The 20,251-nt window shown below is 73.8% G+C and carries 18 protein-coding genes; 11 read left to right on the top strand and 7 right to left on the bottom strand.

Annotated features, from left to right (window positions below):
* Positions 1-73 precede the first annotated feature (73 nt).
* The 6 genes from QRX60_RS36525 (at position 74) to glgC (ending at position 8,298) form a co-directional block, all read left to right on the top strand.
* Positions 74-766 carry a choice-of-anchor A family protein gene (locus tag QRX60_RS36525; protein ID WP_285996003.1) on the top strand — a complete coding sequence of 231 codons (693 nt, stop codon included), beginning with the start codon at positions 74-76 and terminating at the stop codon, positions 764-766.
* Between the two features lie 229 nt (positions 767-995).
* Positions 996-2,489: a glycosyltransferase family protein gene (locus QRX60_RS36520; RefSeq protein ID WP_285996002.1), complete on the top strand. Its 1,494-nt coding sequence runs from the start codon at positions 996-998 to the stop codon at positions 2,487-2,489.
* Positions 2,486-3,994 (top strand): hypothetical protein, encoded by a 1,509-nt coding sequence (locus QRX60_RS36515; RefSeq protein ID WP_285996001.1) that lies wholly within the window; start codon positions 2,486-2,488, stop codon positions 3,992-3,994. The genes QRX60_RS36520 and QRX60_RS36515 overlap by 4 nt, the downstream gene beginning before the upstream one ends.
* A 2-nt stretch (positions 3,995-3,996) precedes the next feature.
* The gene (locus QRX60_RS36510; RefSeq protein ID WP_285996000.1) at positions 3,997-5,835 is read left to right on the top strand and encodes a glycosyltransferase; all 1,839 of its coding nucleotides are present in this window, start codon (positions 3,997-3,999) and stop codon (positions 5,833-5,835) included.
* 94 nt (positions 5,836-5,929) lie between these two features.
* Positions 5,930-7,084 carry a glycogen synthase gene (gene glgA, locus QRX60_RS36505; RefSeq protein WP_285995999.1) on the top strand — a complete coding sequence of 385 codons (1,155 nt, stop codon included), beginning with the start codon at positions 5,930-5,932 and terminating at the stop codon, positions 7,082-7,084.
* Positions 7,081-8,298: a glucose-1-phosphate adenylyltransferase gene (gene glgC, locus QRX60_RS36500; protein WP_285995998.1), complete on the top strand. Its 1,218-nt coding sequence runs from the start codon at positions 7,081-7,083 to the stop codon at positions 8,296-8,298. The genes glgA and glgC overlap by 4 nt, the downstream gene beginning before the upstream one ends.
* An 18-nt stretch (positions 8,299-8,316) precedes the next feature.
* On the opposite strand, the gene QRX60_RS36495 is transcribed toward glgC, so the two are convergent.
* The 3 genes from QRX60_RS36495 to QRX60_RS36485 all read right to left on the bottom strand — a co-directional run bounded on the left by QRX60_RS36495 (position 8,317) and on the right by QRX60_RS36485 (position 8,884).
* A complete protein-coding gene (locus QRX60_RS36495) occupies positions 8,317-8,448 on the bottom strand; it encodes a hypothetical protein (protein WP_285995997.1) in 132 nt (43 codons plus the stop codon).
* 79 nt (positions 8,449-8,527) lie between these two features.
* Positions 8,528-8,701, bottom strand: a complete 174-nt coding sequence (locus tag QRX60_RS36490) for a hypothetical protein (RefSeq protein WP_285995996.1) — start codon at positions 8,699-8,701, stop codon at positions 8,528-8,530.
* A 33-nt stretch (positions 8,702-8,734) separates the two neighbouring features.
* Positions 8,735-8,884, bottom strand: coding sequence for a hypothetical protein (locus tag QRX60_RS36485; protein WP_285995995.1), 150 nt, complete (start codon positions 8,882-8,884; stop codon positions 8,735-8,737).
* 181 nt (positions 8,885-9,065) lie between these two features.
* Between QRX60_RS36485 and QRX60_RS36480 the strand changes: the two genes are divergently transcribed.
* Complete coding sequence (locus tag QRX60_RS36480) at positions 9,066-10,103, top strand: NADPH:quinone reductase (protein ID WP_285995994.1); 1,038 nt, start codon at positions 9,066-9,068, stop codon at positions 10,101-10,103.
* Here QRX60_RS36480 and QRX60_RS36475 read toward each other — a convergent pair.
* Positions 10,087-10,917 (bottom strand): NAD(P)-dependent oxidoreductase, encoded by an 831-nt coding sequence (locus QRX60_RS36475; protein ID WP_285995993.1) that lies wholly within the window; start codon positions 10,915-10,917, stop codon positions 10,087-10,089. The two genes, QRX60_RS36480 and QRX60_RS36475, sit on opposite strands and share 17 nt — an antisense overlap.
* Positions 10,918-11,260: 343 nt before the next feature.
* On the opposite strand from QRX60_RS36475, the gene QRX60_RS36470 reads away from it, so the two are divergent.
* Positions 11,261-13,132, top strand: coding sequence for a serine/threonine-protein kinase (locus QRX60_RS36470; RefSeq protein ID WP_285995992.1), 1,872 nt, complete (start codon positions 11,261-11,263; stop codon positions 13,130-13,132).
* A complete protein-coding gene (locus QRX60_RS36465) occupies positions 13,129-14,931 on the top strand; it encodes a serine/threonine-protein kinase (RefSeq protein WP_285995991.1) in 1,803 nt (600 codons plus the stop codon). Before QRX60_RS36470 ends, QRX60_RS36465 begins: the two co-directional genes overlap by 4 nt.
* 1 nt (position 14,932) lies before the next feature.
* On the opposite strand, the gene QRX60_RS36460 is transcribed toward QRX60_RS36465, so the two are convergent.
* A complete protein-coding gene (locus QRX60_RS36460) occupies positions 14,933-15,883 on the bottom strand; it encodes an alpha/beta hydrolase (RefSeq protein WP_285995990.1) in 951 nt (316 codons plus the stop codon).
* Positions 15,884-15,987: 104 nt separating this feature from the next.
* Here QRX60_RS36460 and QRX60_RS36455 point away from each other — a divergent pair, with 104 nt between their 5' ends.
* Positions 15,988-17,010 carry a helix-turn-helix domain-containing protein gene (locus QRX60_RS36455; RefSeq protein ID WP_285995989.1) on the top strand — a complete coding sequence of 341 codons (1,023 nt, stop codon included), beginning with the start codon at positions 15,988-15,990 and terminating at the stop codon, positions 17,008-17,010.
* Positions 17,011-17,046: 36 nt separating this feature from the next.
* Here the strand turns inward: QRX60_RS36455 and QRX60_RS36450 are convergent, their stop codons facing one another.
* Entirely contained in the window at positions 17,047-18,006 is a 960-nt protein-coding gene (locus QRX60_RS36450) for a TIGR01777 family oxidoreductase (RefSeq protein WP_285995988.1), read from the bottom strand.
* 55 nt (positions 18,007-18,061) lie between these two features.
* A complete protein-coding gene (locus QRX60_RS36445; RefSeq protein WP_285995987.1) occupies positions 18,062-18,949 on the bottom strand; it encodes a LysR family transcriptional regulator in 888 nt (295 codons plus the stop codon).
* A gap of 106 nt (positions 18,950-19,055) precedes the next feature.
* Here QRX60_RS36445 and QRX60_RS36440 point away from each other — a divergent pair, with 106 nt between their 5' ends.
* Positions 19,056-20,243, top strand: coding sequence for an MFS transporter (locus QRX60_RS36440; RefSeq protein WP_285995986.1), 1,188 nt, complete (start codon positions 19,056-19,058; stop codon positions 20,241-20,243).
* Positions 20,244-20,251 lie beyond the last annotated feature (8 nt).

Genomic DNA, 20,251 nt, shown 5'->3' with positions numbered 1-20,251 from the left:
GGCCGGGCCGGCGCATCCCGCCCCGGGAGGAAGTCGTGGTCATCCGGATTTCATCGGCGCAGGTCCGTCCACTGTGGCCGGGCAGGGCGGCCGTGCCCCCGCGAGCTCGGCAACGGTCGGCGTCCGGCCGGTCGCCACCGGGACCGTGCAGAACCAGCACCACCAGACGCTGTTCACCGGCGACGGGAAGTCGGCGCTGCAGGTCTTCACCGTCACCCAGGACATCGCCGGGCCGGGCGGGAGCACGCAGGGCATCGCGTTCGCCGGCACCCTCGACGACACCGACCCGCTGAACAAGCTGCGCCCGCGCCTGCTGTGGAACTTCCCGGCGGCGGCGACGATCGGCCTCACCGGCAGCGGCATGTTCCAGGGCAGCGTGCTCGCGGGCAACCCGGCGGGGACGACGACCGTGACGCTGCCCGGCACCAACAGCCGCTTCTTCACGGCCGGGAACCTCGTCCACGGCACGAACGGCGGCCGGGGCAGCGGCCAGGAGTTCCACGCGTACCCGTTCCTCGGCGACCTGCCTTCGTGCGGCGGAACGCCCGAACCGACCACGACGACGCCGGTGAGCACGACCCCGGCCACGCCCCCCTCGACGACCTCGACGACCTCGCCGGTCCCCGGGCCCGCGCCGACCACCCCCGGCGGCACGGGCACCCTCCCGGACACCGGCACCGACGTCGGCCCGGCCCTCGGCCTCGGTGTGCTCCTGCTCACCGGCGGCACCGCGCTGGTGCTGGTCACCCGGCGGCGCCGGGCCTGACCGCCGGCAGGTCGTCCACAGTGGAGCCCGGTCACACTGCGGGCCCACCGCGGCCATGTCACGATCGGGTGATGTCGAACCGGGCCGGTGGACCTAACCGTGCCGTAGCACTGCGGTAATGAACCGTCACTACGGTCCCCGGGCTATGTCGATCGGGCAGATGACGGATCCGGCGCCGACGGCGCTTTCACAGAGTGGGCAAGTGTTTCCGGATACGAACGCGGAACGGGTGAACGCACGGGGCTGGGTACTGCCCGTCTTCGGGGCGCTGCTGGCCGCCGCCGCTTTCCTGGTGGTGCGCGGCAGCCTCACCGACGACGGCTACATCACCCTCGCCTACGCGAAGAACCTCGCCGTGCACGGTGAATGGGGCATCATCCCCGGGTCACCCGCGAACTCCGCGACCTCACCGCTGAACGTCCTGCTCCTCGCCGCGCTGACCGTGGTGACGCGGGTGGCGGGCGACCCGCATCCGGTCGTCGCGCTCGGGATCCTGACCGTCCTGTGTGGCGGCGCGCTCGGCTGGGCGTGGCAGCGCATCGGGCGGACGCTGGCGCTGCCCCCCGCGGCCGGGGTGCTGGGTGTCGCGCTGGTGCTGCTCAACCCGTTCGTGCTGTCCGCGATCGGCCTCGAAGTCCTCTTGATTCCCGCTGTCCTGCTGGTGCTCACGGTCTTCGCGCTCGAAGGGCGGCCGATCCGGTTCGGCGTGACCGCCGGCCTCACCGTCCTCACCCGGCTCGACCTCGTCGTGTTCGTGGTGGTGATCGCGCTCAGCGCGCCGGCGATCCGGCGGCGCCTGCTGCCCGCCGCCGGCGTCGCGGTGCTGACCGCCGCGCCGTGGTTCGTCGTGAGCTGGGTCGCCTTCGGCTCGTTCGTGCCCGACACGCTGGCGATCAAGCAGACGCAGGTGGGGCTGTTCGCGCCGTGGACCTACACCACCGGGCCGGTCATGTACTACCTCGGCTACCCGGTCACCGTGCTGGTGGCGTTCGTCCCGGCGCTGCTCGGCGTGGTCGCGCTCGCCGCGTGGGCCGCCGCGCGGTTCTCCGTCCGGTGGCCGGAGTTCCCCGCCCTCGGCCCGGTCGCGGCGCTGGGCGGCGGCGGGATCCTGTACTTCGTCGCCTACTCGTTCATCGGCGTCGGGCCGTTCCACTGGTACTACGTGGCCCCGACGACCACGGTGGGCTCGTTCGCCGTCGCGGCCTTCGGTGCCTGGTTCGGCCAGGCGCGCGAGCGGACGGTGCTGCGCACCGGTCCCCCGCTGCTGGCCCTCGGGGTGACCGGGGTGCTGGTGCTGAGCGCGGCCGCCGTCGACGTGGCGCAGGGCCTGCCGTGGAAGTCGCCGGTCATCTTCGGGAACTGGGCCAGCGCGCAGGACTACGCGCGGGTCGGCGCGGCACTGGGCAAGCGCCTCGACGGCGCGAGCGTGGCCAGCCCCGGGGAGATCGGCACCCTCGCGTACTACTGCGAGTGCGCCATCATCGACGAGTTCTCCGACCGCGGCCACGCGAAGGAGCTGGTCGAGCAGCGGATCGCGAAGGCGAACCCGCTGATGAGCCTCGCGCTGCGGATCAACTACCACTGGCTCGACCGCTCGATCACCCCGCGCAAGCCGGACTACCGGCTGCAGTACGCCTCGGGGCCGGCGACCGGGCCGGACAGCTGGCAGGTGCAGTCCGCGGCGAAGGGCGTCGGCCACTTCACCCTCGTCCGCGAACCGTGACCCTGGCGCAACGGCGGGAGCCCGCCGCCGGGATCGCGGCCCCGGTGTCCCGGTCGCGGCGCTGGGTGCTGCCCGGTGTCACCGCCGTGCTGTCCGTGCTCGTCTTCGCCGTGGTGCGCCCGCACCTCGTGGACGACACGTTCATCACGCTCTCCTACGCGCGCAACCTCGCCTTCCACGGGCACTGGGGGCTGATCCCGGCCGAGACGTCGAACACGGCGACGTCCCCGTTGAACGTGCTGCTCCTCGCGGGCCTGACCCTGGTCCTGCGCGACGCCGTGCTCGCCGCCGGGGCGCTGTTCGTCCTCTGCCAGGTCGCGCTGGTGCTCGCCCTGCGCCGGGCCGGCGACCGGGCGGGGCTGCCGTCCTGGTTCGCGCCGGCCGCGGTCGCCCTGCTCACGGTGAACCCGCTGCTGCTGTCGTCGATCGGGTTGGAGGTCGAGCTCGGCGCGGCCGGCATCGCCTGGCTGCTGGTGTGTGCCGGGGAGCGGCGGCCGGTCGCCCTCGGCGTCCTGACCGGGCTGCTCGCGCTCGTCCGCCTGGACCTGGTGGTGGTCGCGGTGGTGCTGTTCGCGGCGCGGCGCCGGTTCTGGGAGAAGGCGTGGCAGTCGGTGCTCGCCGCGGCGGCGGTCGCGCTCCCCTGGTTCGCCTTCAGCTGGGTGGTGCTCGGGTCGGCGGTACCGGACACGGTGATCATCAAGACGCTGCAGAGGTCCTGGGGGCAGTGGGACTTCGGCAACGGCCCCGGCCTCTACGCCCAGACCTTCCCCTGGGCGACGGGGCTGTCGTTCCTGCCGGCCGCCCTGGCCGTGGTGGCGTTCCTGGTCTGGCTCGCGGGTTCGGGTCACCGCGGTGCACTGTGGACGAAGGTGCTGCCGTTCGCGCCCCTGGTCCCCGCCGGCCTCGCGCACTACCTCGCCTACACCCGGCTGCACGTGCCGCCCTACCACTGGTACTACGGGCCGAGCCTGGTGACGGCGACGCTGTTCCTGGCGGCCGCCGCGGCGGCCGCCGTCCGCCCGCCCGCCCGGGTGGCGGCCGCGGTCGCGGTGACCGGCGTGCTGGTCGTGAGCACCGGGTTCTACGTCTCGGACGGCCTGCCGCGCCGGTTCGCACCGCTGATGTCCAACCACGACGCCACCGCGGACTACGAGCGGATCGGCCCGGAGCTGGGCCGGCTGGTCGGCGACGGCACCGTGCGCAGCGGCGGCGAGATCGGCGTGCTCGCCTACAGCTGCGGCTGTGCGATCGTCGACCTCTTCGACGACCGCGGCGCGGTCGGGCCGGCCATCACCGAGCGGAAGGCCCACCTCGGCGCGCTCGGCCGGGCCCTGGTCGACGTGAACTTCAGGTACTTCGACTTCGGCGACCGGCCGATCGTCACCGACTACGCCCTGGTGCGCGGCGACCCGCCGCCCGGCGCGCTCGCCCACTGGACCCTGACGTCGCCGTGGGCCGGCACCCAGCAGCTGTATCTCGTCCGGGGCAACGGAAGCGGAGCTTGACCATGACCGACCTGACCGCGCAGCGCGGCCTCTACGCGGGCCCCGCGCCGATCGTCAGCAAAGACCTCTACGCCGAAGTCCACCGCGGCTCGGCCGTGCGCGACCGGGGCTCGCTCCGGCTGGAGCCCGGCACGAAGGTGTCGGGTAACACGTACTTCGGCCGGTTCCCGGCCTCCTACTGGCAGCGGTGGACCACGGTGACCGAGGTGTCGGTCGAGGCCGTGGTCACCGGGACCGGGCTGCTGTCGATGGGTGCCTCCGACGTCGAGGGCGAGCCGCGTGTGGTGGCCGCCGAGCAGGTCGCCGACGTCAAGCAGCACAAGATCACGCTGACCTCGAAGCTGGACAAGTTCTACGACGGCGGCGCGCTCTGGCTCGACCTGGAAACCGAGGGCGGGCAGACGCTGCGGGTGGAGCAGGTCCGCTGGACGGTCGAGGCCCCGCAGAAGATCCGCCCGACCGCGGTGACGATCTGCACGATGAACCGCGCCGACGACTGCCTGAAGAACCTCCAGGCCCTGGCCGCGGACGTCTCCTCGCTGGAGACCCTGGACGCCATCTACGTCGCCGACCAGGGCAGCGACCTGGTCGAGTCCCGGGACGGGTTCGAGCAGGTCGCCAAGGACCTGGCGGACAAGCTGCACTACATCAAGCAGCCGAACCTCGGCGGGGCCGGCGGGTTCACCCGGGGCCTGTTCGAGGTGGCCGGGCACACCGCGACCGAGCACGCGAACGTGCTGTTCATGGACGACGACGTGCTGCTGGAGCCGGACCTGGTGATCCGGATGACGGCGTTCTCCAACCGCGCCGCCAACCCGATCATCGTCGGCGGCCAGATGCTCAACCTGTTCCACCCCAACCAGCTGCACGTCGGCGCCGAATACGCCCGGCTGAACACCCTCGAGCCCGGCCAGCCGGTCGAGCACTCCCTGTCGACGGCGGACCTGCTGGGGGTGGATGAGGAGACGTTGAAGCCGAACCGGCAGGAGCGGCGCCTGGACGCCGGGTACAACGGCTGGTGGTCGTGCCTGATCCCGTACGAGGTGGTGCAGGCGACCGGGTATCCGTTGCCGTTCTTCTTCCAGTGGGACGACGCGGAGTACTCCTACCGGGCCCGCGCGCACGGCTTCCCGACGGTGACGTTGCCGGGGGCGGGGGTGTGGCACGCGGACTTCCACATGAAGGACTGGGACGAGTGGCACCGGTACTTCAACCTGCGCAACTCGATCATCACCGCGGCGTTGCACTCGCCGTTCAACCTCAACCTGCTCTCCCGGGTGCTGCTGGCGCAGCTGGTGCGGTATCTGCTGGGGATGCAGTACGGGCTGTCGGCGACGCTGATCAAGACGGTGGAGGACTTCCTGGAGGGCCCGCAGGTCCTGCGGGACGGCGGGGTCGAGGCGATGCAGGAGATCCGCCGGATCCGCGACCAGTACCCGGAGACCAAGCGGCACAAGGCCACCGACGTCCCGGGCATCGCCTCCAACGACATCGGCATCATCAACAGCGCGCCGCCGCCGAGCCGGACGCTCGTCGTCCTCCTCAAGCGGCTGCTCCACCAGACCACCGGGCGCCACCGGTTCGGTCTGGGCGCGGTGCCCTCCGACGAGGCCCACTGGTGGCACACGTCGCTGTTCTCGACGGTGCTCGTGACGGACGCGAACCAGGAAGGCGTCCGCGTCCGGTCCTACGACCGCGCGAAGGCCCTGGAACTGGCCAAACGCGGCATCCGGGTGATCCGCCGGCTGCGCGCGGAGGGCTCGGCGGCGCAGGAGCGGTACCAGCGCGCCATGCCGGAGCTGACCTCGCGGGACAACTGGAAACGCCTCTACGGACTCTGATCTTGCCGCTCATCTGAGCAGTGACCGAAAACTCCGGAGATTCCCCTGGACGCCAGACTGCGCCACAGGCCCGGGAGGCCATAGGGTTTCGGTCATGAAGGTCGGCCTGCTCACCCGGGAATACCCGCCGGAGGTCTACGGCGGCGCCGGAGTTCACGTGGAGTTCCTCGCCCGGGAGTTGCGGTCGCTGGTCGATCTCGACGTGCACTGCTGGGGCGCGGACCGCCCCGACGCCACCGGGCACACCGATCCGCACGGCTACCGCCAGCCGGCGTTCACGACCATGGACATCGCCGTGTCGATGGCGAACGCCCTCGACGGCCACGACCTCGCGCACAGCCACACCTGGTACGCGAACCTGGCCGGGCACCTCGCGAAGCTGACGCACGGCATCCCGCACGTCGTCACCGCGCACTCGCTGGAGCCGCTGCGGCCGTGGAAGGCCGAACAGCTCGGGGGCGGCTATCGCGTCTCGTCGTGGATCGAGCGCGAAGCCTACGAAGCGGCGGACGCGATCGTCGCCGTCAGCGGCGGCATGCGCCAAGACGTGCTCACGGCGTACCCGGCCGTGCCGCCCGAGCGCGTCCACGTGATCCACAACGGCATCGACACCGCGCTCTACCGGCCCGACCCCGGCACCGACGTCCTCGAGAAGCACGGCATCGACCCGGACCGGCCGTACGTGCTGTTCGTCGGCCGGATCACCCGGCAGAAGGGCGTCCCGCACCTGGTCCGCGCGGGCGCCGCGCTCGACCCCGGCACGCAGCTGGTGCTGTGCGCGGGCGGCGCGGACACGCCCGAACTGGACGCCGAGTTCCGCGGCCTGGTGGCCGACCTGGAGAAGACCCGCACCGGCGTCCGCTGGATCCCCGAGATGCTGCCCCGGCCCGAAGTCGTCCAGCTGCTCACCCACGCCGCGGTGTTCGCCTGCCCGTCGGTCTACGAGCCGCTCGGCATCGTGAACCTCGAGGCCGCGGCGTGCGGCACGGCCGTGGTCGCCAGCGACGTCGGAGGGATCCCCGAGGTCGTCGACGACGGCCGGACCGGCCTGCTGGTGCACTACGACGAGGCGGACGCCGCCGGGTACGAGGCGCGGCTGGGCGCGGCGCTCAACGAGCTGGTGGGCTCGCCGGACCGGGCCGCCGCGATGGGTACCGCCGGCCGCGAGCGCGCGGTCGGCGAGTTCGGTTGGAAGGCGATCGCCGAGCAGACGGTCGCCCTCTACGAAGCGTGCGGGAGGTCGTCGTGAACACTGGAGCCGACGTGCTGGGCATCGTGCTCGCGGGCGGCGAGGGCAAACGGCTGATGCCGCTCACCGCCGACCGCGCGAAACCCGCCGTGCCCTTCGGGGGTGTGCACCGGCTGGTCGACTTCGTGCTGTCGAACCTGGTGCACGGCGGGTTCCGGCGGCTGTGCGTGCTGACGCAGTACAAGTCGCACTCGCTCGACCGGCACATCTCGACGACGTGGCGCCTCTCGGCGCTGACCGGCGAGTACGTCACGCCGGTGCCGGCGCAGCAGCGGCTGGGCCCGCGCTGGTACCAGGGCAGCGCCGACGCCATCCACCAGAGCCTCAACCTGGTCTACGACGAGGACCCCGAGTACATCGCGGTGTTCGGCGCGGACAACATCTACCGGATGGACCCCCGGCAGATGCTGGAGGCCCACATTTCCTCGGGTGCCGGGGTCACCGTCGCCGGGATCCGCGTCCCGCGGGCGGAGGCGAGCTCGTTCGGCGTCATCCGGACCACCGACGGCCTGATGATCGACGCGTTCATGGAGAAGCCCGACGACCCGCCGGGCCTGCCGGACTCCCCCGAGGAGTCGTACGTGTCGATGGGCAACTACATCTTCACCACCAAGGTGATGCTGGAAGCGCTGCACGCCGACGCCGAGAACGCCGCGTCGCACCACGACATGGGCCGCGACATCATCCCGGCGCTGGTCAAGTCGGGCGAAGCGGCGGTCTACGACTTCAGCGGCAACGTCGTGCCCGGCGAGACCGAACGCGACCACGGCTACTGGCGCGACGTCGGGACCATCGACAGCTACTACGAGGCGCACACCGACCTGATCTCGACGCACCCGATCTTCAACCTCTACAACCGGAAGTGGCCGATCCTCGCCCACCCGGGGCAGCGGGCGGCGGCGAAGTTCGTCGAAGGCGGCACGGCGAACCAGTCGATCGTCAGCAACGGCTGCATCATCTCGGGCGCGCAGGTGGTCGACTCGGTGCTCTCGCCCGACGTGCTCGTGGAGCAGGGCGCCGTGGTCCAGGGGTCGGTGCTGCTGGACGGGGCCCGCGTGGGCCGCGGTGCGGTGGTGCGGCGGGCGATCCTCGACAAGAACGTCGTCGTGCCGCCGGGGGCGCACATCGGCGTCGACCTGGCCCGGGACCGGGGGCACTACCACGTGAGCGAAGGCGGGATCGTGGTGCTCGGCAAGGGGGAACGCGCGATCTGAGGGCGGCCGCGGCGGCCGTCAGGAACCGGCGGCCGCCGAGAGGCGCTCGACCACCTGGCGCGGGTCGATGCCCCAGCGCTCGGCCAGTTCCGAGATCGTGGCGCCCGCCGCGTGCTCGGCGGCGATCATGCTGTTCACCACGCCTGCCACGTTCCACTCCTCGGCCGCAGGTCCACATGCGCGCGAAATGCTACATGATCGCTGCGGATGTCGAACAAAGTGCCACAGGTCAACGGGGACGCCAGTCCCGGGCCGCGAACCCGCACGCGATCGCCGTCGCGAGGAACACCGCCGCCAGGGCCGCTGCCCACGCCACGCCCATCTCCGCCGCGAGGTAGGCCTGGGCCGCCGAGACCACCGCGAACGTCACGGCCAGGGCGCGCCACGCCCACCCCTCGCGCACCCCGGTTCCCCTCCCCACGCCGCCGAAAGCGATTCAGCGTCCCGTTTTCTCCGGCTCACCCGGCGGATTCTTCGTAGTCGCCCGCGCGCGCGTGGCGCTGAACACCGCGTCGAAGATCGGCGTCGGTTCCCCGTCGTCGCGCTTCGGCCGCTCGTCCCCCGGGCCGCGCTTTTCCTCTCCCACGCGCCCAGTTTCTGCGACGGCGGCCGTTTTCGCTCGGGCAGCACGGAAAATCGCCCGGCCGGGGGATCACCCGCACGGCATCGATTTCCGCCGTTTTTTGGCCGGCACCCGCCGCGGATTCACCGTCACCGCATTTCCGGGCGCCGGGAATAACCCGCGGTGCCGCGGGATTGCACCCGGCATGAAAGCAGTCGTCTACCGCCGCCACGGCGGACCCGAGGTGCTGTCGCTGTCCGAGCGGGCCGTCGCGGACCCCGGGCCCGGTGAGGTCCGCGTAAGGATCGTCGTGTCCGCGGTCAACCCGACCGACTGGAAGCAGCGGCTCGGCCGCGGCGCCGAGGCCGGGACCGAGGTACCGGAAACGGTGCCGAACCAGGACGGCGCGGGTGTCGTCGACGCGGTGGGCCCGGACGTCACCGGCTTCGCCCCCGGCGACCGCGTGTGGCTGATCCTCTCGGGCACCTACGGCCCGGCAGCCGGCACCGCGCAGGAGTACACCGTGCTCCCGGCCGCGCAGCTGGTCGGGCTGCCCGACGCCGCCGGGTTCGACGAAGGCGCCGGGTTCGGCGTCCCGGCCCTGACCGCGCACCGGGCGCTGACCGTCGCCGAAGACGGGCCCACGCGGCTCGCCCCCGGCGGCCTCGCCGGCCGGACGGTGCTGGTCAGCGGCGGCGCCGGCGCGGTCGGCAACGCCACGATCCAGCTCGGCCGCTGGGCCGGGGCGACGGTGATCGCGACGGTCAGCAGCGAGGAGAAGGCCGCGCTCGCCCGGGCCGCCGGCGCCCAGCACGTGCTGCGCTACCCCGACCCGGAACTCGGCGCCCGGATCCGCGAGGTCGCCCCGGACGGCGTCGACCTGGTCGTCGAGGTCGCGGCCGGGGTCAACGCCGGCCTGCACACCGAGGTCCTGCGCCCGCGCGGCACGGTCGCGATCTACGGCGACGACCGCGGCACCGGGACCGTCAGCCTCGACTTCGGGGCCAACCTGTGGCTGAACGCGCGGTACCAGTTCATCGTGCTCTACACGGTGGGGGCGGACAAACTCCGCGCCGGCGCCGAAGACGTCACGGCGGCACTGGCCGACGGCGCGCTGCGGCTCGGCGAGGACCACGGCGTGCCGGTCCACCGCTTCCCCCTCGAAGACACCGCGGAGGCCCACATCGCGTCCGAGAAGGGCGCGACCGGGAAGGTGCTGATCGACGTCACTCCGGCGGAGTGACCAGCGCCTGAAGGAGCGTTGCGAGGGTGACGCCGTCGTCGTCGCGGTGCTCGCGCCAGCGTCCGAACAGCTCTCCGGCGGCCGTCACGAGCGCCGGAGACAGCCCGGCGGCGGCGCAGGTTTCCGCGATTTCGGCCATTTCGCCTTCCCAGCGCCAGGCCCGCCGCCCGGCGGAGGCGATCCCTTCGGGCGCGCCCAGCGGTGTCCCGGGCAGCACGTCGGCGGCGAGCTCCCGCAGTTCGCCGCCGACGCCGTGGCGCTCCGCCAGCGCGTGGGACTGCGCGGCGAGCGCGAAGGTGAGCTTGTTGTAGGCGGCGAAGGCGAGCTTGAGGGCCGACGCTCGGCCCACGGGACCGTCCAGCGCGACGGGGCGCAGGTGCGTGCCGGCGAACAGGCTCTCCAGCCGGGCGACGGCGGTCGCGGGCCCGGAGAGGTAGAGGCGGGTGGTCCCGGCCGACCGCGGTGGCGGACCGACGATCCCGCCGTCGACGACGGTCGCCTTGCCCAGGATCCCCTCGATCTCCCCGGCGTGCCGGGGAGAGATGGCGTTCGCGTCCAGGTAGACGCCGCCGAACCCGGTGGCGGCGACCGCCCGGGCGACGTCGAGCGCGGCGGCGGGCGGGCAGATGCCGAGGACGACGTCGCAGCCGGCGATGTCCCGGGTCTCGGTGAGCCGGGCGTCCTCGGCACGCCGTCGCGACGCGGGCCCGCGCCCGGCGGGCAGCCAGAAGACCGGCACACCACGGGCGGTGAGCACCGCCCCGACGGCGGCGCCCATCGCGCCGGGGTGCAGGAGACCGACGGTCGTGGTCACGGTGGTTCCTTTCGCGGGAGACTGCCATGATCGCGCAGGAGCGGCGAAGTGGCGCGCGACTGGCGGTGGCCCCGCGGGGTGGGTGCAGCCTGTCGAGGTCCCGCTGCGCGGAACTGCCGCCCGGGCACCCGACCTCCACCGCGGACCGCCGGGCCGGGCCCGCCCCGCCAGCCTGCTGCCCGGGCACCGACCACCCCTGCCGCCCGAGCACCGACCACCACCACAGCCCGCCGGGCCGAGCCGGAGCCGGCCGTCGGTAGCAGATCACCGGACCGGGCCGGATCAGGCCATTCCCCGCCGCCGGCCGGGTGGCACGTTCTACGATCGCCCGCGGAGGTGGGGCGTGGAGCCGTTGGGGCGGGGTGAGCCGGCGCAGGCCGGGCGGTACCGGCTGCTCGCCGCGGTCGGCGAGGGCGGGATGGGCCGCGTCCTGCTCGGGGTCGCCCCCGACGGGCGGCTGGCCGCCGTCAAGCAGGTGCACCGCGGGTTCGCCCACGATCCCGGTTTCCGCGAACGGTTCCGGCGCGAGGTCGAGGTCTCGCGGCTCGTCTCCGGCGCCTACACCGCCGCCGTGATGGACGCCGACCCGCACGCGCCGACTCCGTGGCTCGCGTCGGTCTTCGTCGCCGGGCCCTCGCTGCAGGAGGCCGTCGACGCGACCGGGCCGCTGCCGGCGGCCGCCGTGCGGCACCTCGCCGCCGGGCTGGCGTCGGCGCTCGCCGGCATCCACCGGGCCGGGCTCGTGCACCGGGATCTCAAGCCCGCCAACGTCCTGCTCGCCGACGACGGCCCGCGCGTCATCGACTTCGGCATCGCCCGCGCCGCCGAGGGCGGCACCGACCTGACCCACACCGGCGTCATCCTCGGCTCGCCGGCGTTCATGTCGCCGGAGCAGGCCGACGGGCGGCCGCTGACCCCGGCGAGCGACGTCTTCTCCCTCGGCGCCCTGCTGGTGCTCGCCGCCACCGGGCACAGCCCCTTCGCCGGGGCGTCGGGCCCGCAGTCGCTCTACAACGTCGTCCACACGCACCCGGACCTGCGCTTCCTGCCGCCCGAGGTCCGTGCCGTCGCCGAGCCCTGCCTCGCCAAGGACCCCGCCCGCCGGCCGACGCCCGCTCAGGTCCTGGAGCTCCTCGGCCCCCTGCCGCCGGTCCAGCGTCCCTGGCCGCCGGCCGTGCACGCGCTCATCGCGCGCCGCCAGGCCGAGGTGGCTGCCGTGCTGACGAAGAAGCCCGGGCGCCGGGGTCGCCGGATCGCGCTCGCCGCCGCCGCAGCCGTGGTCGTCGTGGCCGGCGCGATCACCGCGGTCACCCTGACCAGCGGCGACGACGGCGCCGCGACCGCCGCCCCGGCGAGCACCCCCGCGCCGGTCACGACGAAGCCCGCGCCGAACCCGGACCCGCTGGGCCCCGACAGGCTGCGCGGCGCCGACCTGTGCCAGGTGCTGCCGTCGGTACCCGGGACCGGAAAGCTCACCCCCGAGATCGACGTGCACTTCTTCGAGTGCGTCTACGACACCCCGCAGGGCCAGTGGCTGGAGCTGACCGTCGGCGGCCCGGTGACCGCCAAGGGCACGGCCGCCGGCGAGCTCGACGGCCTCCCGCTGAGCGTCGACGACACGGCGGGCGGCTGCACCGCGTCCGTGCCGGTCGTCGACCGGCCGGACGCGACGATCGGCGTCGAAGCCAGTCAAGCGGCCAAGCCGTTCGCCAAGCCCTGCGACGCGGCGAAGGCCGCGCTCACCGAAGCCGTGAAACGCCTCCGCGCCGGGCGCGCCGGTTCGCCCGCCGCGCCGGGAGGACTCGCGCCGGTCGACCCGTGCGGCCTGGTCGACACCGCCACCGCGCAACGGATCGTCGGCCCGGTCACCAAGGTCGCACCCACCGGGCTGCACGAATGCCACTGGCAGGTCGGCGGCGAGGTCGCCGTGTCGCTCGAACGCGGCACCCGGCCCGTGCAGTCGAAGGACTCCTACTACGACTCGACCGGGACCGTCGACCTCGGCGGCGTCACCGCGTACCTCGCCACCAAACGGTCCAACCCCGCGACCGGGTTCTGCAGCCTGACCTGGCAGCACCGTCCGCTCGAAGAAGACTCCTCGGAGAACGTCGTCGTCAGCTACCGCACTTCCGCCAGCACGCTCCCCGACGCCGAGATCTGCCGCCAGGCGCAGGACTTCGCCCAGGCGCTCCGGCCCGGATTGCCGAAACCGTGAAGCCACTCGAAGCCGGCGACGCCCGGCACGCCGGGAAGTACCGCCTGGTCGCCGCGCTCGGCGAGGGCGGCATGGGCCGCGTCCTGCTCGGCGTGGCACCCGACGGCCGGCTCGTCGCGCTCAAGCAGGTCCACCCGGAGTTCGCGCACAACGCCCGCTTCCGCACCCGGTTCCGGCAGGAAGTCCAGGCGTCGCAACGGGTTTCCGGCGCCTTCACCGCCGCGGTCATGGACGCCGACCCGGACGCCGAAACCCCTTGGCTGGCTTCGGTGTTCGTCACCGGGCCGTCGTTGAAGGAGGCCGTCGAAGCCACCGGGCCACTGCCGGTCGACGCGGTGCGCCGGCTCGCGGTCGGCCTCGCGACCGCGCTGATCGAGATCCACCGCGTCGGCCTGATCCACCGGGATCTCAAGCCCGGCAACGTCCTGCTGACCGGCGACGGCCCGCGCGTGATCGACTTCGGCATCGCCCGCGCCGCCGAGGGCGGCTCGGACCTCACCGGCACCGGCGGCATCGTCGGCTCCCCCGCGTTCATGTCGCCCGAACAGGCCGAAAGCCGTCCGCTGACCCCGGCGAGCGACGTCTTCTCCCTCGGCGGCCTGCTGGTGATGGCGGCGACCGGACGCGGTCCGTTCGCCGGCTCGACGACGGCGCAGATGCTCTACAACGTCGTCCACGCCGTCCCCGACCTGGCCGCCGTGCCACCCGAGATCCGCGCGCTCGTCGAGCCGTGCCTGGCGAAGGACCCGGCGCGGCGGCCGACGCCGCAGCGGATCCTCGACTTCCTCGGCCCGGTCCCGCCCGGCACCCGCCCGTGGCCGCCGGCGGTGCACGACCTGATCGCGACCCAGGACGCGGCGGTTCGCACCGCGCTGTCCTGGCCGGCCCCTCCCCCGCCCTCCGCGCCGCCGAAACGCCGTCGCCGGCTGCCGGTCGTCACCGCACTGGCCGCCGTGTGCGCACTCGCCGCGGGCAGCCTGATCGCCCTGGCGGTGGCCAAGGCGGACGCGGACCCGCCGACGGCCGGCGCGAACCTCGACCCGACGAGCCTGGACACCCTGCGCCGCGCCGATCCGTGCCGGGTGCTCGACGACGTCACCGTCCCGGACGCGGGCAAGCTCCGGGCCGACCCGGACACCGGTCACCTCGATCGCTGCACCTACGAGTCCCGTTCGGGCGGGAAGATCACGGTCAAGCTCGGCGACCAGATCTACGTCGAAGGCGGCCGCCCCACCGAAGACCTCGACGGCAGGCAGGTGCTCTTCACCGAGATCGGCGGCAGCACCTGCGACGCGAGCGTCCAGGTGCCTGCGCAGCCGGAGCTCGGCGTGACCGCGCTCGCCGACACGTGCGCCCTGGCGAAGGCCACGCTGGGCAAGGTCCTGGAGCGGCTCCACGGCGGCGGCAACGGCTACGCCCTGGCGCCCGGGACGCTGCTCGCGCTGGACCCGTGCGCCGTGCTCGACCGGGCCGCGGTCGCGCAGGCGCTCGGGCCGGTCCGCGAGACCAAGCTGAACCGCCTGCGCGAGTGCGAGTGGACCGCGACGACGTCCCTGCAGCTGACCTTCGAGAAGACGCCGACCTCGGTGCCGGACACCGGCACCCCGGTCGACCTCGGCGGGGTGACCGGCACCCGCCACCAAACCGGCGAGAGCTGCGCGCTGACGTGGAACCACCGCCCGCTCGACGCGCAGGAGTCCGAGCACGTCCGGATCTTCGCGTCGAAGACGGGCGGTGGGGCCTGCGACACGGCTGTCGCGTTCGGGAAAGCCCTGGCGAGCGGGCTTCCCCGCGGCTAGCTCAGACGCGCAGCCCGCGGCGCAGCGCTTCGACCTCCTCGGCGAACATCCGGCGGGAGATCTCCGCCGTCGCCACCATCCCCGACCCGTGGAACGTGCCCGGGTAGTGCCGCAGCTCGGTCGCCACGCCCGCGTGCGCGAGGCGTTGCGCGTACTGGATTCCCTCGTCCCGCAACGGGTCGAACTGGCAGGTCGTGACGAAGGTGGGCGGCAACCCGGCCAGGTCCGCCGCCCGGGCCGGTGCGGCGTAGGGCGAGACGTCGCCGCCGCCGGGTTCGGTCCCGAGGTAGCTGGTCCAGCTGAACACCGCGTTCGGCTGGTTCCACAGCGGGGTGTCGGTGTAGGCGCGCATCGACGACGTGTCCAGGCGGTCGTCCAGCTCCGGGATCCCGAGGTACTGGAAGCACAACGCCGGTCCGCCGCGGTCGCGGGCCAGCAGCGCCACCGCCGCCGAGAGGCCACCACCCGCGCTTTCGCCGCCCACGCCGAGCCGGGCCGGGTCGATGCCCAGCTCCGCCGCCTTCGCCTCGACCCACTGCAAAGCCGCGTAGCAGTCCTCGACCGGAGCCGGGAACGGGTGCTCGGGCGCCAGCCGGTAGTCGACCGACACGATCACGATGCCCAGCTCGTCGACCAGCCGGAGCAGGGACGCGTGGAACATGTCCAGGTCGCCGAGGACGAACCCGCCGCCGTGGATGTAGAGCAGGCCGGGCACCGCGCCGGTGCGGTTCGCCGGGGCGTAGACGCGCACCGGGACGTCCGGCGCGTCCGACGGCCCCGGCACCGTCGTGTCACGGACGTCGACCGGGCTCGCCGGCTCGTAGGCCGGCAGGACCTCTCCCAGCTGCCCCATCGCGGAGCGCGCGGCGACCAGGGAGTCGTAGTCGGACAGGGTCACGGCCGGGAGCATGTCCAGCCAGGGCAGCAGCTCGGGATCGATCGCGTAGGTCATGACCCGATCTTCGGCCGCCGGACGGCGCCCAGGCCACCGCCACGCGGCGGGCGTTGCCACGCCGGAGGTCGCCATCCGGCGGCGGGCGCGCCTATCGTGGCGGCATGAAGGGGCTGCTGCTGCGGCTGTCCGGGCTCGACGCCGACGCCGAGAACGCCGTGCGGGTGATCGGGTTCTTCGACCGCCTGATCACCGGGCGCGCCGGCCTGGACGCGCTGGTGCGCAGCACGGCCGAGCTCGCCGGCTGCCGGGTCGGCGTGCACGCGCCCGGCCAGGGGATGTCGCTGCGCGCGGAACCGGGCGAGGACGTCACCACGCCCGGGACGGCGCCCGCGGGAGCCGCCGTCCGCCGGCTCGAGGGCGGCATCGAGGTGTGGGTGGCGCGCGGCGGCGCGCCGATCCCGCTCGACGACATGCTGCTGGAACGGTTCGCCATCGCCACCGCGATCCTGCTGGAGCAGGGCGGCGTGCCCCGGCCCGAGCTCGGCGACCCCGCGCTGGTCGAGCTGGCGCTGTCCGGGGACGCCGGCACGGCCGAACGCTCGCGGGCCCTGCACCTGCTGGGGATCGCCCCGGCGGCCCGGCTGCGCGTGCTGGCCGCCACCGGCGCCGACGGGCTCGCCGGGCGTTCGGCCCAGCTGGGCGGAGTGCGTGCCGTCCTGGCCGACGCGGCGCCCGGCCCGCTGCCCGGCGGCGGCCGGGCGGGCGTCGGCCCGGAGCTGCCGGCCATCGACGCGGCCCGCTCCTGGGCCGCCGCCCGGACGGCACTGCGGTTCACCTCGGCCATCGAGCCGGTGGTGTGGTGGGAACGGCTCGGCAGCCTGGCCGCGCTGGCCGGCAAGTTCGACGGACCGGAGGTCGCCGAGCTGCCGGACGTCCGCGCGCTCGACCGGCTCGCCGCCGAACCCCACGGCGAGGACACCCTGGCGGCGCTCGACGCGTTGTGCGCGACCGGCTCGGCCCGCAAGGCCGCGGTGGTGCTGCACCGCCACCACAGCACCATGCCGGCCCGGCTGGCCCGTGCCGAAGCCGTCCTCGGCTTCGAGGTCGACTCCCCCGCGGGCCGGTTCCGGCTGCACCTCGCCCTCATGCTGAGAAGGCTGCGGGACAACAACGAGCTCAGCTGACCGTCCGCAGTGGACGGTCGCGGCGCGACCGCAACCTCAGCCGGCCGCCCGCACCGGACGCCGGAGCAGGTCCGCCGCCGCGGCTGGCCACTCGGGATGCTCGAAGGCGAACCCCGCGTCCAGCATCCGGCCCGGCACCACCCGGCGGCTCTTCAGCAGCAGCTCGGTGTCCGAGCGCAGCACGAACGCCCCGATCTCCGCCATCCACCGCGTGGCCGGCAGGCCGAGGGGAACACCCGCCGCCGCGCGCAGTGACCGCAGGAAGTCCCGGTACGGCAACGGTTCCGGAGCCGCCAGGTTCACCGGCCCGCTCAGGTCGTCCCGCGCGACGAGGAAGTCGATCGCCCGGACCAGGTCGTCCTCGTGGATCCACGACAGGTACTGCGCGCCGCCCGCGACCGGGCCGCCCAGGCCCAGCCGGGTGAGCCGCAGCAGCATCGCGAACGCGCCGCCGGGCTCCGGGCTCATCACCATCGCCGTCCGCAGGGCCACCTTGCGGGTGCGCGGGGTGGTCGCGACTTCCTGCTCGCGCTCCCACGCCCGGGCGAGGTCGACGCTGTAGGCCCAGTAGCCGGGCACGCCGGGCTCGTCCCCGCCGAGCACGCCGGTGGCTTCGTCGTTCGGGGCGTCGAACCGGTGCGCGTAGATCGTCGCCGTGCTCATCTGCAGCCAGACCCGCGGCGGCCGGGTGGCGCGCTCGATCGCGCCCCCGACCACCCGCGCCGAATCGACGCGCGAGTTCCACATCTCGCGGAGGTTGGCCGGGGTGTAGCGGCAGTTCACCGACCGGCCGGCCAGGTTGAGCACGACGTCGCTGCCGTCGATCTCCGCCGTCCACGGCCCCGCGGAGCGCCCGTCCCAGCGGACGTGGCGCACCCCCGGTTCCGGCGTGGTCTCGCGCCGGGTGAGCACGACGACCTCGTCCCCGCGTTCGCCCAGCCTGCGGCTCAGCACCCGGCCCAGGTGCCCGGTGCCACCGGGTATCACGACCTTCATGGAATCCCCCTTCACGGTCCGCCCCGGGCCACCGTACCGGAGATTTTGAACGTGTTCAAATATCGGCGGCACCGGCCATGAGGTCGAGCAGCGTCCGCAGTGCGCGGCTCGGCGGCTTCGCGCCCGAGGTGACCACGTTGAGCGGCCAGTCCAGCCCGGCACCGGAGAGGGGCCGCACGGCGATGTCCGACCCGGCGGGCGCGGGCGTGTCCGGGACGACCGCAACGCCCAGCCCGGCCGCGACGTAGCCGGGCACCGTGCGCAGGTCGGCGACCTCGACGGTGACCCGCCGCGGCGACCCGAGCGCGTCGAAGGCGCGGTCCATGGCGACGCGGTTGCCGAACCCCCGCGGCGTGTCGATGAAGGACTCGCCGGCGAGGTCCGCGAGCCGCACGGACCGGCGTCCCGCCAGCGGGTGGGCGCCCGGCAGCAGCACGACGAACGGCCGGGTGTCGACGCGCAGGACGTCCAGGCCGCCGAGGTCCGACTCGGGCAGGCCCACCACGGCGACGTCGAGCCGCCCCTGGCGCACCTCTTCGGCGAGCCCGGTCGACCCGGTGAGCGACACCGTCACGTGGATGTCCACGCGGGGGTACCGCCGGTGGAACGCCCCGAGCAACTCCGGCAGGTTCACGCCGCCGACCGAGGTCAGCGTGCCGATCCGCAGGCTGCCGCGCAGGCCCTCCGACGCCTCCTGGACGGTCGCGCGGGCGCGCTCCAGAGCCTCGATCGCGCTCTTGGCCTCGGGCAGGAACGCCGCGCCGGCCGCCGACAGCGCGACCCGGCGCGTGGACCGGTCGAACAGCCGGGTGCCGAGTTCGGTCTCCAGGGCACGGACGGCCGCGGACACGGTGGACTGGACCGCGAACATCCGCTGGGCGGCCCGGGTGAAGCTCAGTTCCTCCGCCACGGCGACGAAGTACTCGAGCTGACGCGTCTCCATTCATCGATGGTAGCGATAACTCGGACCAGGACTTTTCGTTGGACTTGCTGAGTCCACGGGGACATCGTGGAGGACGGAAGATCCCTCGGCGTACCGGAAGGTCCTGATGTCCGTCACCCTCGCCCCGGCCCGGCTCCGCATGAGCCACGGCCTGGGCTTCCGCGTCGTCGCGGTCGCGTTCGCGACGGCACTCGCGTTCTCCACCGTCCCGACCCCGCTGTACGCGCTTTACCAGCAGCGGGAGGGGTTCCCGGCGTTCCTCGTCACGGTCGTGTTCGCCGCCTACGCGGTCGGGGTGATGCTGAGCCTGTACCTGGCCGGGCACGTCAGCGACTGGCTGGGCCGCCGCCGCGTGCTCGTCGCGGGACTGCTGGCCGAGGCGCTCTCCGCGGCGCTGTTCCTGCTCTGGCCGGAGGTGCCCGGCCTGATCGTCGCGCGGCTGGTCAGCGGCGCCGGCATCGGCGCGATCACCGCGACCGCCACCGCGCACCTGTCCGAGCTGCGCCCGCGGGCGCGTCCCGGCCTCGCCGCCACCGTGGTCAACGCGGGCGGCCTGGCGCTGGGACCGTTGGCGGGCGGGCTGTTCGCGCGGTTCGCCGGCCGGCCGCTCCACACGCCGTTCGCGGTGTTCCTGGTCGTGCTGCTGCTGGCAGCCATCGCCGTGAGCCTCGTGCCGGAGACCGTCGAACGCCGGGAGGAGCGCCCGGCGTACCGGCCCCAACGCCTGTCCCTGCCGAGGACCGCCCGGTCCGAGTTCGCCGGCGCCGCGATCGGCGTGTTCGCCGCGTTCGCCCTCAGCGGGCTGTTCATGGCGCTCGCCCCGGCGCTGCTGGCGCACGAGCTGCACGAGCCGTCCCCGCTGCTCGCCGGGCTGGCGCCCTTCACGATGCTCGGCAGCGCCGCGCTCGCGCAGATCGGGCTGGCCCGGCTCGGTACGCGCCCGCAGCTGCGGGCGGGGTACGCGCTGATGGGCACCGGCCTGGTGCTGCTGGCGACGTCGGCGTTCGCCGGGTCGCTCCCGCTGTTCTTCGGGGCGAGTGCCCTCGCCGGAGCCGGGTTCGGGCTGGGCTTCCGCGCGTCGGTCGCCGCCGTCGCCGCACTCGCGGACGACCTGACGCGCGGCGAAGTCCTGGCCGCGCTGTTCCTCGCCGCCTACGCGGGGTTGGTGCTGCCGGTGCTGCTCATCGGGCTGGCGATGCTGGTGGCGTCCGGGGCCGTGGTGCTGGCCGGGTTCGCCGCGCTGGAACTGGTCCTGCTCACTTGGTCGGCCCGCCGGACCCTCGGGCGGGCATAGAGTCGGCG

Origin of the sequence: Amycolatopsis mongoliensis (genome assembly GCF_030285665.1) — a bacterium.
Classification (GTDB): domain Bacteria; phylum Actinomycetota; class Actinomycetes; order Mycobacteriales; family Pseudonocardiaceae; genus Amycolatopsis; species Amycolatopsis mongoliensis.
Note: the sequence above shows the minus strand (reverse complement) of the source record. Positions and strands in the feature narration are given on the sequence as shown.